Origin of the sequence: Micromonospora sp. NPDC049049, assembly GCF_040649115.1 — a bacterium.
Taxonomy (GTDB): domain Bacteria; phylum Actinomycetota; class Actinomycetes; order Mycobacteriales; family Micromonosporaceae; genus Micromonospora.
Genome location: NZ_JBEZEX010000032.1, coordinates 37264 through 50381 on the forward strand (window position 1 = coordinate 37264; position 13118 = coordinate 50381).

13 protein-coding genes are annotated in these 13118 nt (G+C 69.4%); 7 read left to right on the forward strand and 6 right to left on the reverse strand.

Going from position 1 to position 13118, the window contains the following annotated elements:
* Positions 1 to 5: 5 nt before the first annotated feature.
* A complete protein-coding gene (locus AB0B68_RS26480) occupies positions 6 to 1748 on the forward strand; it encodes a hypothetical protein (RefSeq protein ID WP_357197071.1) in 1743 nt (580 codons plus the stop codon).
* 73 nt (positions 1749 to 1821) lie between these two features.
* On the opposite strand, the gene lexA is transcribed toward AB0B68_RS26480, so the two are convergent.
* Positions 1822 to 2607, reverse strand: a complete 786-nt coding sequence (gene lexA, locus AB0B68_RS26485; protein WP_091400540.1) for a transcriptional repressor LexA — start codon at positions 2605 to 2607, stop codon at positions 1822 to 1824.
* Positions 2608 to 3145: 538 nt separating this feature from the next.
* Between lexA and nrdR the strand changes: the two genes are divergently transcribed.
* Complete coding sequence (nrdR, locus tag AB0B68_RS26490) at positions 3146 to 3646, forward strand: transcriptional regulator NrdR (protein WP_124854399.1); 501 nt, start codon at positions 3146 to 3148, stop codon at positions 3644 to 3646.
* A 35-nt stretch (positions 3647 to 3681) separates the two neighbouring features.
* Positions 3682 to 6588: a vitamin B12-dependent ribonucleotide reductase gene (locus AB0B68_RS26495; RefSeq protein ID WP_357197075.1), complete on the forward strand. Its 2907-nt coding sequence runs from the start codon at positions 3682 to 3684 to the stop codon at positions 6586 to 6588.
* A gap of 279 nt (positions 6589 to 6867) precedes the next feature.
* Here AB0B68_RS26495 and AB0B68_RS26500 read toward each other — a convergent pair whose 3' ends face one another.
* From AB0B68_RS26500 to AB0B68_RS26510, 3 genes are all read right to left on the reverse strand, one after another.
* Entirely contained in the window at positions 6868 to 7077 is a 210-nt protein-coding gene (locus AB0B68_RS26500; RefSeq protein ID WP_357263437.1) for a DNA-binding protein, read from the reverse strand.
* Between the two features lie 113 nt (positions 7078 to 7190).
* Complete coding sequence (locus tag AB0B68_RS26505; protein ID WP_357263440.1) at positions 7191 to 7373, reverse strand: DUF397 domain-containing protein; 183 nt, start codon at positions 7371 to 7373, stop codon at positions 7191 to 7193.
* 10 nt (positions 7374 to 7383) lie between these two features.
* Positions 7384 to 8241: a DUF5753 domain-containing protein gene (locus tag AB0B68_RS26510; protein WP_357263442.1), complete on the reverse strand. Its 858-nt coding sequence runs from the start codon at positions 8239 to 8241 to the stop codon at positions 7384 to 7386.
* Positions 8242 to 8549: 308 nt separating this feature from the next.
* Here AB0B68_RS26510 and AB0B68_RS26515 point away from each other — a divergent pair, with 308 nt between their 5' ends.
* Together AB0B68_RS26515 and AB0B68_RS26520 are read left to right on the forward strand one after the other, a co-directional pair.
* Complete coding sequence (locus tag AB0B68_RS26515; RefSeq protein ID WP_357263445.1) at positions 8550 to 8729, forward strand: hypothetical protein; 180 nt, start codon at positions 8550 to 8552, stop codon at positions 8727 to 8729.
* A gap of 211 nt (positions 8730 to 8940) precedes the next feature.
* Positions 8941 to 9123: a hypothetical protein gene (locus AB0B68_RS26520; RefSeq protein ID WP_357197090.1), complete on the forward strand. Its 183-nt coding sequence runs from the start codon at positions 8941 to 8943 to the stop codon at positions 9121 to 9123.
* A gap of 61 nt (positions 9124 to 9184) precedes the next feature.
* Here the strand turns inward: AB0B68_RS26520 and AB0B68_RS26525 are convergent, their stop codons facing one another.
* Positions 9185 to 10084 carry a bifunctional 5,10-methylenetetrahydrofolate dehydrogenase/5,10-methenyltetrahydrofolate cyclohydrolase gene (locus tag AB0B68_RS26525; RefSeq protein WP_357263448.1) on the reverse strand — a complete coding sequence of 300 codons (900 nt, stop codon included), beginning with the start codon at positions 10082 to 10084 and terminating at the stop codon, positions 9185 to 9187.
* Positions 10085 to 10364: 280 nt separating this feature from the next.
* Here AB0B68_RS26525 and AB0B68_RS26530 point away from each other — a divergent pair, with 280 nt between their 5' ends.
* Entirely contained in the window at positions 10365 to 10934 is a 570-nt protein-coding gene (locus tag AB0B68_RS26530) for a sigma-70 family RNA polymerase sigma factor (RefSeq protein ID WP_357263451.1), read from the forward strand.
* A 15-nt stretch (positions 10935 to 10949) separates the two neighbouring features.
* On the forward strand, positions 10950 to 11915 hold the full coding sequence (locus AB0B68_RS26535) for a CU044_5270 family protein (RefSeq protein WP_357263454.1): 966 nt from the start codon (positions 10950 to 10952) through the stop codon (positions 11913 to 11915).
* A 23-nt stretch (positions 11916 to 11938) separates the two neighbouring features.
* On the opposite strand, the gene AB0B68_RS26540 is transcribed toward AB0B68_RS26535, so the two are convergent.
* The gene (locus AB0B68_RS26540) at positions 11939 to 13051 is read right to left on the reverse strand and encodes an FAD-dependent monooxygenase (RefSeq protein WP_357263457.1); all 1113 of its coding nucleotides are present in this window, start codon (positions 13049 to 13051) and stop codon (positions 11939 to 11941) included.
* Positions 13052 to 13118: the final 67 nt, after the last annotated feature.

Consider the following 13118-nt stretch of genomic DNA (forward strand, 5'->3'; position numbering starts at 1 on the left):
GCCGAATGCGCCGCGTTGTTTCCTCGGTCACGGTTGCCCTCGGCCTGCTCGGGGCAACCGTGGCGCTCGCCGGATCCGCCGCGGCGGCTCCCGCCCCTGGGGCGTCCGGGCCGCCCGCCGCGAACCCTGGCCAGAAGCGATGCACGATCACCGACGAGCGCCTACGGGAGCTGTCCGGGCTGGTTGCCACCAAGAGTGGCTACATCGTCATCAACGACGGCACCGACGTCGCCGAGCGCAAGCGGGTCTTCTTCCTCGACAGCAAGTGCAAGATCTCGAAGGAGCCGGTCCGCTACTCGGGGCAGGGTCCGTTCGACACCGAGGATCTCGCCCTGTCCAAGGATGGCCGCACCCTCTGGATCGCCGACACCGGTGACAACCCCGACTCGAAGGAGCGCCGCAGCCGCGTCGCGCTCTGGTCGATGCCGGTCACCGGCGCCAAGCAGCCGACGCTGCACCGGCTCTCCTACCCCGAGGCCAAACCGCACGACGCTGAGGCGTTGCTCATCGGCGACGACGGAAAACCGCTCATCATCACCAAGGTGACCAGCGGCAAGGCCGAGATCTACACGCCGTCGGCGGCCCTCAAGAGCGGCGACACCGAGCCGGTGCCGATGCGTAAGGCCGGCGAGCTCACGCTGCCGAAGACCCAGACGGAGAACACCCTCAACACGTTCGGCCGGATCGCCATCACCGGCGCGTCCCGGGCACCGGACGGCTCCCGGGTGGTTCTGCGCACGTACGCGGACGCCTTCGAGTTCGACGTGACCGGTGGCGACATCGTGGGTGCGCTCACCACCGGCAAGCCGCGGGTCACGCCGCTGGCCGACCCGTTCGGCGAGGCCATCAGCTACACCCCGGACGGAAAGTCGTTCCTCACCGTCTCCGACGCGGGCCGGTTCAGCGAGGACGAGCCGATCGACATCCTCGGCTACACCCCGTCCACGTCGACGGCCGCGCCACTGGCCGCCGAGGACGGTGCCAAACCGGCCGCCTCGAAGTCCTGGACCGACGGGCTGAGCCTCGACGACATCACGTACCTGGTGGGGGCCGTCGGGCTGATCGGCCTGCTGTTGGTCGCCGCCGGAATCTTCGGCATCGTTCGCGCTCGCCGTCGGCCGCCGACAGCTGACGCGTCCGACCCGTCGGAGCCGGACGATGAGCCGTTCGGCCCGCGTGCCGGCCGTGCCGTTGACGGGTTCCCTGCCGACGATGACCGCAGGGGTGGTGTGTACGGGGGCGGCGCACCGGCCGGCGGCGCTGTCTACGGCGGTGGTGCGGGTCGCGGCGGCCCGGCCCCGGCGGGTGGCGCGGGTCGCGGTGGCCCGGCCCCGGCGGGCGGTGGGGTGTACGGCGGTGGCGGCCGGCCGGCCTCGGCTGACGGCGGCTACGGTGCGCCGCGACCCGACGGCGGCGGTGCCGGCGTTTACGGCGGTGGTGGTCGTCCCCCCGCTGGTGGCGGTGGTCGTCCCCCGGTCGGGGGTGGTGGTCGTCCCCCCGCCAGCGGCGGTGGCCGTCCCCAGGGTGGCGGTGGTCGTCCGCAGGGCGGCGGTGGCCGTCCTGGCGGTGGCGTGTACGGCGGTGGTGACGGCGGTCAGCCCGGTCGCGCGGAGCCGCCCCGGCGCGGTGGGCAGGAGCCCGACTACCGGGGTCAGCGGCCCAGCCGGCGACGTGACGAGGACGCGCCCGTCGACCCGTACGGGCAGTATCCCGGGGGCGGTCGCGGCCCACGGGGCGACCGTTACTGATCGGACGCTGTAGCGCTCACCCGGTCTGACGAGCGGTGCGGGTGAGCGCTGGTGGCACCCACCCGCCGATCGGTCAGATCCGGCGTAGCACCGCCACGACCCGACCCATGATGGTGGCGTCGTCGCCGGGGATCGGGTCGAAGGCCGGGTTCTGCGGCATCAGCCAGACGTGCCCGTCGCGCCGCCGGTAGGTCTTCACCGTCGCCTCGCCGTCGAGCATGGCGGCCACGATCTCGCCGGAGTCGGCGGTCGGCTGCTGCCGGACGACCACCCAGTCGCCGTCGCAGATCGCCGCGTCGAGCATCGAGTCGCCCTTGACCTGGAGCATGAAGACCTCGCCCTCACCCACCAGCTCGCGGGGGAGCGGGAAGATGTCCTCCACGGCCTGCTCGGCGAGGATCGGCCCACCGGCGGCGATCCGACCGAGCATCGGCACGTACGCCGGGGTGGGCCGCTGTGCCCTCGACAACTCGTCGTCGATCGCCTCGCTGGGGGCGCGGACGTCCACCGCGCGCGGCCGGTTCGGGTCGCGGCGCAGGAAGCCCTTCTTCTCCAGCTCCTTGAGCTGGTAGGCGACGCTGGACGGCGACACCAGGCCGACCGCCTCGCCGATCTCGCGGACGCTCGGCGGGTAGCCGTGCCGTTCCACCCAGGTGCGGATGAACTCCAGGATGCGCCGTTGGCGGGCGGTCAGGTCGACCGTCGCTGGGTCGGGGAAGGCGCTGACCACCGGGGTGACCGGACGCACGGCGGGCTGACCCGTCCGGCTGCGCGCGGCGCTGCGGCGTCGGGTGGCCGGGGGGCCCGCCTCGGTGATCTGCTGCGGGCTCTTCGGCCGGCTGGCCCGGTCCTCGGTCACGTCCGTCCTCCCTGGTCGGCGCTGGGTGCCTCGTCGGCTCGTGGTGCGTGCGGTGGTGCCACGTTGTTCATGACCGTATAGGTGAGATCAGTCATTTTCAAACATCTGTACGACCTCTCACCGGCGTGTCGGGGTGAAAAAGCGCTCCGCTCGTACGGATGTTCTGATAAATGGTACGTCAGGTAGCACTGGTGTTCGATCCTGCATCATTTTCCGGCTGGGTCCGGCCCGCTGGCCGGTAACCCGGGCGGCATCGTGACGTTGGGTCTTCGGGCGTTGTGCGGTGCGTTGATGACCGGATGGTCCGTGACGCGCCGGACACGCCGACCAACTTGACCCGGCTTCCGCAGCGACATACCGTCGACCCCTAGATGTAGTAGTGACACGGGCGTAAGTTGCCTACAGGTTGGGTCTGACTACCGACCGCACTCCCGTAAGGTTCACCACGGCGGGCGCTGTGAGCGCATCACATCGCCGTGGTGAGTCGTGCCCGGGTGTGCCCGGTACGACGCGGTTGATCACGATTAGGAGGTAGGCGATGCGGTGTCCGTACTGCCGGCACGCTGACTCCCGGGTGGTCGACTCGCGGGAGGCCGACGACGGCCAGCTCATCCGACGGCGGCGGTCCTGCCCGGAGTGCGGCAAGCGGTTCACCACCGTCGAGGAGGCGGTCCTCGCTGTCGTCAAGCGCAGCGGGGTGACCGAGCCGTTCAGTCGCACGAAGATCATCGGCGGGGTGCGTAAGGCGTGCCAGGGCCGGCCGGTGGACGACGACTCCCTCGCGCTGCTCGCGCAGCGGGTGGAGGAGTCGGTCCGGGCCAAGGGGGCCGCCGAGATCCCCAGCCACGACGTGGGCCTGGCGATCCTGGGTCCGCTACGCGACCTGGACGAGATCGCCTACCTGCGGTTCGCCAGCGTCTACCGCTCGTTCGACTCGCTCGCCGACTTCGAGCGCGAGATCGAGACGTTGCGGGCCGCGGCGCGAGCCCGGGAGCAGGGCCGGGCCGATGCGGTGGAAACCGCCGGCCGTACCAGCTGAGTCTTCACGGTTTTTCAAAGAGATTGGGACGCGCGGTGGGGCACCGCGCAGACGAGGGGGGCGACGGCGTGACAACTAGCCGTTCACGAAACAAGGCAGGCGCGGGGCTGAAGATCGAGCGGGTGTGGACGACGGAGGGGGTCCACCCGTACGACGAGCTCTCCTGGGAGCGCCGTGACGTCGTGATGACGAACTGGCGGGACGGCTCGATCAACTTCGAGCAGCGTGGGGTGGAGTTCCCGGAGTCGTGGAGCGTCAACGCCGCGAACATCGTCACCACCAAGTACTTCCGGGGAGCGGTGGGGACCCCGGAGCGCGAGTGGTCGCTCCGGCAGCTGATCGACCGGGTGGTCACCACCTACCGCACCGCTGGTGAGGAGTACGGCTACTTCGCGAGCCCGGCCGACGCCGAGGTCTTCGCGCACGAGCTGACCTGGATGCTGCTGAACCAGGTGTTCAGCTTCAACTCGCCGGTCTGGTTCAACGTCGGCACGCCGTCGCCGCAGCAGGTCAGCGCCTGCTTCATCCTGGCCGTCGACGACTCGATGGACTCGATCCTCGACTGGTACAAGGAGGAGGGGCTGATCTTCAAGGGCGGCTCCGGCTCCGGGGTCAACCTGTCGCGCATCCGTTCGTCCCGTGAGCTGCTCTCCTCCGGCGGCAACGCCTCCGGCCCGGTCAGCTTCATGCGCGGCGCGGACGCCTCCGCCGGCACCATCAAGTCCGGCGGCGCGACCCGCCGGGCGGCCAAGATGGTCATCATCGACGTGGACCACCCGGACATCCAGGAGTTCGTGGTCACGAAGGCGCGCGAGGAGGACAAGATCCGCGCGCTGCGTGACGCCGGGTTCGACATGGACCTCGGTGGCTCCGACATCGTCAGCGTGCAGTACCAGAACGCCAACAACTCGGTCCGGGTCTCCGACGAGTTCATGTCGGCGGTCGAGAACGGCAAGGGCTTCGACCTGCGCGGCCGGCTGGACGGCTCGGTGATCGAGACCGTCGACGCCAAGAACCTGTTCCGCTCCATCTCCCAGGCAGCCTGGGAGTGCGCCGACCCCGGTCTGCAGTACGACGACACGATCAACGACTGGCACACCTGCCCGGAGACCGGGCGGATCACCGCGTCGAACCCGTGCTCGGAGTACCTGCACCTGGACAACTCGTCGTGCAACCTGGCGTCGCTCAACCTGATGAAGTTCCTCCGCGCCGACGGTGGCTTCGAGGTGGAGAAGTTCGTCAAGTCCGTCGAGTTCGTCATCACCGCGATGGACATCTCGATCTGCTTCGCGGACTTCCCGACCGAGAAGATCGGTGAGACGTCCCGCGCCTACCGGCAGCTGGGCATCGGCTACGCCAACCTGGGCGCCCTGCTGATGGCCTCCGGCCTGCCGTACGACTCGGAGCAGGGCCGCTCGGTCGCCGCGTCGATCACGTCGCTGATGACCGGCACCGCCTACCGCCGTTCCGCCGAGCTGGCCGGCGTCGTCGGCCCGTACGACGGCTACGCCCGCAACGCTGAGCCGCACAAGCGGGTCATGCGCAAGCACGCCGCGGCCAACGACGAGATCAAGCCGACCAGCCCGGTGGCCACCGCGATCGTCCGCGAGGCGACCAAGCAGTGGACCCAGGGCAACAAGATCGGCGACAAGAACGGGTGGCGTAACGCGCAGGCCAGCGTGCTCGCCCCGACCGGCACCATCGGCTTCATGATGGACTGCGACACGACCGGCGTGGAGCCGGACCTGGCGCTGGTCAAGTTCAAGAAGCTCGTTGGCGGCGGCTCGATGCAGATCGTCAACCAGACGGTGCCGCGCGCCCTGCGCAGCCTCGGCTACCCCGAGGAGCAGGTCGAGGCGATCGTCGAGCACATCGCCGACCACGGCCACGTGGTGGACGCCCCCGGCCTCAAGCCGGAGCACTACCCGGTCTTCGACTGCGCCATGGGGGAGCGGACGATCGCCCCGATGGGTCACGTGCGGATGATGGCGGCCATCCAGCCGTTCGTGTCCGGCGCGATCTCCAAGACGGTCAACATGCCGGAGGCGGCCACCGTCGAGGACGTCGAGAAGATCTACTTCGAGGGCTGGAAGCTCGGCCTCAAGGCGCTGGCGATCTACCGGGACAACTGCAAGGTCGGCCAGCCGCTGTCGGTGGCCAAGTCCAACAAGACCACCGAGCCGGCCGCCGTCGAGACCGCAACGGCCGCGCCGGCCGCGGTCGAGAAGGTCATCGAGTACCGGCCGGTGCGTAAGCGCCTGCCGAAGAAGCGCCCGTCCGAGACGGTCAGCTTCTCCGTCGGTGGCGCCGAGGGCTACCTGACCGCGTCGTCCTACCCGGACGACGGCCTCGGTGAGGTCTTCCTGAAGATGTCCAAGCAGGGCTCGACCCTGGCCGGCGTGATGGACGCCTTCTCGGTGGCCATCAGCATCGGCCTCCAGTACGGCGTGCCCCTGGAGACGTTCGTCAGCAAGTTCACCAACATGCGCTTCGAGCCGGCCGGCATGACCGACGACCCGGACGTGCGGATGGCAGCCTCGGTGATGGACTACATCTTCCGTCGCCTGGCACTGGACTTCCTGCCCTACGAGCGTCGCGCCGAGCTGGGCATCTTCACCGCGTCGGAGCGGGCCGCGCAGCTGCGGGCCGAGGCCGACGCGGAGGCCGCCGCCGTCACCGGTGCCGACCTCACCGCGATGGCGTCGTCCGCGCCGGTGGAGACCCCGGCCAAGCCGGAGGCTGTCGCCCAGCCGGCCCAGGAGATGGCCGACGTGGCCGCCGCCAAGCCGGCTCCGAGCGTGGGCTCCAGCACCGAACTGCTGGAGGCCGTGATCGGCAAGGCCGCCGACGCGCCGCTCTGCTTCACCTGCGGTACGAAGATGCGCCCCGCCGGTAGCTGCTACGTCTGCGAGGGCTGCGGCTCCACCAGCGGCTGCAGCTGACGTACGCGAAACGCGGCGCTGCCCCGGCCTCCTCCACGGAGGCCGGGGCAGCACCGCTTTTCCGGTGTCCAAGACCCAGTTGGCCGTTCCGGCACGACCAGCCGGTCCTCCACTGTTGGGCATGATCAAGTGATGAAAAGTAGGTCAGAGATGGCCCTTCGACCTACTTTTCATCACTTGATCATGGAGGGTCTGTCTGCGCCGGATCAAGCATGCGACGACGGCAAGTCGGTGTAGGTCCGCTGCTTGGCGACCGGGAGCCGTGAACAGGACGCCGGGTCAGCGGTCGTCGTCGCCCTCGGTCGGGCGAGGCGGGCGGTTGTGCTTCGCCCAATCGTCCACTTCGTCCGCGTCCCAGATGGTCGTCCCGATGAGGCGAGCCATCGGCTCAGGAAAGCCGGGGCGACGGGTGATCTGCAGTACCCGCTGGCGCGACACGTTGAACAGGGCGGCCAACTCGCCGGGCCCGTACAAGCGCGGTCGCTTCATCTGCTCGACATCGGGTGACGGCGGAGCATCCTATTCCTCTTGCCTATACGGGTGCCCTCGCGCCATTGCGAGGCGGCGGCGCCTCTCCTGATCTGGGCGTCTGCAGGTCTGAGCTAGCGGACCCTCCGAACGAATCCCATCCATGCGTCTCTCGTGAAGCGAAGAGTTGATTCTCTCGGATTCTTGCTGTCACGCACTGCGATTCCCTCGTCGACGACAGCTACCTCGACGCAGGCTCCGCCGTTGTTGTCGCTGTAGCTCGACTTACGCCAGACCAGGCGATCCGAAGTCTCCATGATCACTCTCTCAGGTCTGTTGCCGCTCTACGTCGTCCGCCATCCCCAGGATGAGCTTGCGCGACTCTACCGGCCCGAGAGCGGCTGCCCGGAGTCGGTCCCACAGTCGAGTGTAGGCCCGTACGGCGTCCGGCCGGTCAAGGTAGTCGGCGTCGGTGAAGGTCTCGACGTAGATCACGTCCGATGCCGCGTCGTCCCCGAAGCGCAGGATGATGAAGCTGAACGACGCCGTCTCGTAGGTCTGTGCGTTGAACGGAAACACCTGAAGCGCGACGTTGGGCTGCTCGCTGACCTCTGCCAGGTGCAGGAGTTGGTTGCGCATCGTCGTCGCGTCACCGATGCTTCGGCGCAGCGCCGACTCGCTGAGGATGAAGCTCAGGTCAGGCCCCTCGTCCTGCTGCAGAATCGACTGCCGTTCCATGCGTACGGCAACCTGCCGGTCGACCTCGTCAGTCGGCGGGCGTGGGTGGGCGATCGCGTTCATGGCGCGGATGTACGGCTCGATCTGAAGGACTCCGGGGATAACTTCAGGCTGATACCAGCGGATCTCTGACGCGTCACCTTCGAGGTCCAGGTACTGGCGGAACCAGTCCGGCACGGCGTTTCGGTAGGTGCTCCAGCGCCCGCGTTGCCGCCCTGCTCGTGCAAGGTCGCGTAGCGGCTCGGCGTCATCGCCCCGGATCCCGTAGAGGTCGAGTAGCAGGTTCAGGTCGGTGAGCTTGATGCCCGACTGTCCAAGTTCGACTCTGCTGATCTTGCTGGCTGCTGCGTCGATGACGGCAGCCGCTTCGTCCTGCGTCTTGCCTGCACCTTCACGAGCCCGTTTGAGGGCAAGACCGAGACGCCGTCGCTGGATCGTCGGGTTCACCACCGGCTGATTACGGCGTGGCCCTAGCTGGATACCGCGACACGCCGCGAAGAGGTTCCCAAAATAGGAGTCCAACTCTAGCGTGGTTGTACTTCCAAAATAGGAGTCCAAGTTTGGGGTGTCATGGGGTCGCACGTGCCGTACGACGACTACCTGCTGGCGGTGGCGCTGACCTTGGCTCGGCGGCATCGGCCGGTCTGGTCGTGGCGGCGGTGGCGGTGGGTCTGCCGGTGTGGGGCCGATCTGCCGTGCCGAGTCCGGCACCGCATCCCGATCCGACGAGGCCACTGGCCGGGGGAGGAGTAGGAGTGACCGAGGATCAGGCCGGACGAATTTTGTCCGTGCACCTTCCCGGCGTCGACGGGCTCTGCGCAGGCTGTCGCTGGTGGTGGGCACGGCTGTCGCCGTACCTCTGCTATCAGGCGGAATGGGCGGCCCGCTGGCACGCCCGGTCGGTCACCTGGCGCTTCATGGATGGTCTGTCGTGACCACCCACGGCCCGGTCCTTCCGGTGTGGACCTGCGGCGGCTGCGCCGCGCCCTGGCCCTGCCGGACTCGGCGAACGGAGCTGCATGCCGAGTTCGAGGGTGCACCCGTGTCATTGGCCCTCTACATGGGCTCTTACCTGGTCTGGGCGGCCGAGGATCTGACCTGGGTGCCTGCCGGGATGCTGCACCGACGTTTCCTGGGTTGGGTCCGGTGAGTCTGATCCGGCGAGGCGATGAGCGGTTCCACTACAGCGACAACTCGCACAAGTGGATCCCGCCGAACCCGGACTACGACCAGGAGGTCTGGGACGAGATGGTCCGCCAGCACCAGCTCCAGCACCTGGAGGAGATCTCCAACCGCAGGAGGCCGCCTCGATCAAGTGATGAGAAGTAGGTCTGAAGATGGCCCTGGGACCTACTTTTCATCACTTGATCTTGGAGTCGGGCGGACCGGGCTACTGGTTTGCTCGTTCGGCGGCGCGTACGGCGTTGCGGAACAGCATCGCGACGGTGGTCGGGCCGACCCCGCCGACCCGGGGGGTGATCGCGCCGGCCACCTCGGCGCACGCTTCGTCCACGTCCGGTAGGAGGCGCCGCCCGTCGTAGCGGACGCCGGCGCCGATGACGACCGCGCCGGGCTTGACGTGCTCAGGCTTCACGATCCCGGGTACGCCGGCGGCGGCCACGAGGATGTCGGCGCGGCGGGTGTAGCGATCCCAGTCGGGCACGCCGGTGTGGACGACGGTGACGGCGGCGTTGGCTGTCGGGCGCTTCTGGGCGAGCAGCATGGCCAGAGGGCGGCCCAGGGTGGCGCCGCGGCCGAGGATGACGACCTCACGGCCGGCGACGGGGATCTCGTAGTACGCCAGGAGGGCTTCGATGCCCGCAGGGGTGCACGGCAGCGGGCCGGGCAGGCCGACGGCGAGACGCCCCATGTTCAGTGGGTGCATGCCGTCGACGTCCTTGTCCGGGTCGATGGTCTGCAACGCCGCGTCGTAGTCCAGATGCCCCGGCACGGGGTACTGCACGAGCAGCCCGTGTACGTCCGGATCGGTGTTGAATCGGGCAATGGCCTGGTGCAGCTCGGCCTGGGTGGCGGTGGCCGGCAGATGCACGTGCGGGGAGGCGAACCCGAGCGCGGCGGCCTGACGCTGCTTGATGGCGATGTAACCGGCGCTGGCGTCGTCGTCGCCGACGAGGATGGTGGCGAGGCTCGGTGTGATCCCGCGGCTGCGCAGCCGGGCGGCTGCGGCGGCGGTCTCGGCCAGGACGGCTTCGGCGACGGGTGCACCCGGCAGGAGCCGTGCCGCGCCCGATGAGGTGTGGTGCTCGGCGGATGGGCTGGTCGTGGTCATGACGGTTCCTCGACGCAGGCGCCCAGGCGGTCGACGCCCGCGAGAGGCTCCCCGATGGTTTTGACCATCCCCGTGCCGCCAGTCGCCGGTGCCTCGATCATGCCCCATCACCAGGGCAACTGCCCAGTTGGACCAGCAGCGAACGCTTCGATCTGCGCGGGATCGATGGTGTAGTGCACGACGCAGGTGATCACGCCGTCACCCTACGGCCGGATGTTCGGTAACACTCGTGCTCCGCCTGACGAAGAAGGGGTGTGAAGGCTACGAGGGAGGACGGCCTGTGAATGAGCCGAGCCGAGCCGACGATGACATCTCCGGCATCGGAGCCGATCCGGTGGCTTTCGAGGTGTTCTACCGCCGGCACCTGGAGGCGGTGGGCCGGTTCGTGGCGCGGCGGGTCGACGACCCGCATCTCGCCGCCGACCTGACCGCCGACGTGTTCCTGGCGGTGATCGAATCGGCGGCGGGCTACCGGCCGGAGCGGGGCAGCCAGATCGGCTGGCTGTACGGGGTGGCCCGCAACGTCATCGGCGACGAGCGGCGTCGGGCTGCCCAACGGCTGCGGGTGACCGGCCGACTGGCCGGACGACGGGACCTCGGCCCCGATGACATCGCGCGCATCGAGGAGCGGATCGACGCCGAGTCGGCGGCCCGCCGCACCCACAGGGCGCTGAGCGAGCTGCCCGAGGGCACCCGGACGCTTGTCGAACTCGTCGCCGTGGACGGCCTCAGCGTCGCGGAGGCGGCGACAGTGCTGGGGATGTCACCGGTGGCCGCTCGGGTCCGCCTGCATCGTGCCCGCCGCATCGTCCGCGCCGTGCTCGCCCGCCCGGTCACCACCCTCGCCTGAGAGACGGAGATGACGATGAACGAGACCGAACGGTCGCCGCAGGGGTTCGAGGAGCAGCTTCTCAGGGATCTGACCGCACACGTCGCCCAACGGGCCGAGGAGGCGTCGGCGGTCCGTCCCGCCGGACGCCATACCCAGTTCCTGCGCGGTTGGCGTCTCGTCGGAGCGCTCGGACTGGTGGTGACGTTGACCGCCGGTGCGCTGGCGGTCCAGACCGTGAGGCTGGGCGATCAGCCGCCGCCGACTGCCAGCGCGTCGGAGATCTTCCACCTGGCGGCCGACGCGGCTCGACAACAGCCGGAACTCACCGCCCGACCCGACCAGTACGTCTTCACCGAAACCCTGGCGACGATCCGGGACCTGCCGGACAGCGGGCCCTACCAGACCATCCGGAACCAGCTGTGGCAGTCAGCTGGCGGAGTCGCGTACACGAAGGGACGCTACCGACCGGAGAGCGACCCGAACGGGTGGGGCGAGCTGAGGGAGCTCCGGATGGACGATGCCGCCGATCCCACGAAGGAGCTCGACGCGTTCCAGCCGCCGGCGTACCACGGCGACCTGCCCACCGACCCGGACGAGCTGCTTCGCTACCTTCGGGAACACCCGGTCGACCTGCATCTCCCCGAAGGGGCCGACGAGGAGGCCCTCTACGCGGACGAGAGCATGGCGTACACCACCGCGCGGTCGATGCTTGACGGCTACGTGCCGCCCCGCGCGCTCGCGGCGCTGTATGAAGTGCTGGCCCGGGAGCCCGGCGCGACAGTCATCTCCGCCGACGTGGTGGACGCCGCAGGCCGGCACGGGGTGGCGATCCGGATGCCCGGTGTGATCGGTGGCAACGTGGACCTGCTCTTCGACCGCGACACCCACGTCTTCCTCGGGCGCCGCCACTCGGTGATACGCAACGGCAAGGAGTCACTGGAGTCGGCTGCCGCGCTCCTGCGGGTCGCCATCGTCGACCGGCCGGGCCAGGTGCCGTGAGCGAGCCGGTCACGGCCGGTCGGTCAGGGCTGGGCGAACAGGGGGCTGTAGTTCGAGCGGAACATCTGCTCGCCGAGGCGGCGCATCACCAGGTCGCGCAGCGCGGGTGGGAGCCCGGTGGCCTTGTCGCGGCGATGGGTCTGGCTGAGCACCCAGTCGGTACGCGGGCGGCGCCGCGCCTCGTACCCGCGCAGGGCCTCGGCAACGGACCCGGCGGTGGCCAACGAGGAGGCGAGCACGAAAGCGTCCTCCAGGGCCATCGCCGCGCCCTGGGCCATGTTCGGTGAGGTGGCGTGGGCGGCGTCGCCGATCAGCAGCACCGGCCCCCGGGACCAGGAGTCGAGCACGACCTCCTGGTTCGGCCCGGAGTGCAGGGTGCTGTCGTCGTAGTCGAGGGCCTTGAGCATGGTGGCCACCGGCTCGGTGAACGTCTCGGCCAGCTCGTCGCGCCAGCCGGGCCGGTCGGCCACCGGACCGTCGTTGTAGTAGCAGTACGTCTGCTCGGCGCTGATCGGGATGGTCAGGAACTGCCTGCCGCGCCCCAACTGCACCGACCAGACCGGCTCGTCGTCGACGCGGGGAGCGACCCACCGATACGCGTACTGGCTGAGGTCGCGGGCCGCCTGCCCGTCGAAGGCGAGCCGGCGGACCGTCGAGTTCACCCCGTCCGCGCCGAGCACCAGGTCGTACCGTTCGGTGGCGCCGTCGTCGAACTCGACGGCGACCTGGTCGCCCTCCGCGAGGAGCGCGACCGGTTGGCGACCCCAGCGGACCGGGGTGTCGCCGACGCCGGCGAGCAGCGCCCGGTGCAGTTGTGCCCGCGGCAGCGACACGCACGGCCCGACGCCCCGCCACAGCGCGGCCACGTCGATGTCGAAGAGGCGACGCCCGCGCTGGTTGGCGCTGCGCTGCCGGGTGATCTCCACGGAGACGTCGGCGACCGGCTCCCGCAGACCGAGTACGTCGAGCATCCGGGTGGCGTTGCCGGTCAGGTAGATCCCGGTGCCGGAGTCGGTCGGCCCGGATGCCCGCTCGACCACGTCGACAGTGGCACCCCACTCGCGCAGCGCGGCAACCGCCGCAAGCCCGGCGACACCTCCGCCGACGATCAGTACCCGGACGCCGTCACCCCGCACGACACATTCCTCCCCGTTGCCCCTGCGCGACCCCGCTGAGCTGCTGCTCAATGGTCCAGCCGCGGCA

Excerpts from the sequence above, each read along its gene's own strand:
- AB0B68_RS26480 (WP_357197071.1), top strand. The coding sequence starts at position 6 with ATGCGCCGCGTTGTTTCCTCGGTCACGGTTGCCCTCGGCCTGCTCGGG.
- nrdR (WP_124854399.1), top strand. The coding sequence starts at position 3,146 with ATGCGGTGTCCGTACTGCCGGCACGCTGACTCCCGGGTGGTCGACTCG.
- AB0B68_RS26500 (WP_357263437.1), bottom strand. The coding sequence starts at position 7,077 with ATGAAGCGACCGCGCTTGTACGGGCCCGGCGAGTTGGCCGCCCTGTTC.
- AB0B68_RS26505 (WP_357263440.1), bottom strand. The coding sequence starts at position 7,373 with ATGGAGACTTCGGATCGCCTGGTCTGGCGTAAGTCGAGCTACAGCGAC.
- AB0B68_RS26525 (WP_357263448.1), bottom strand. The coding sequence starts at position 10,084 with ATGACCACGACCAGCCCATCCGCCGAGCACCACACCTCATCGGGCGCG.
- AB0B68_RS26535 (WP_357263454.1), top strand. The coding sequence starts at position 10,950 with ATGAACGAGACCGAACGGTCGCCGCAGGGGTTCGAGGAGCAGCTTCTC.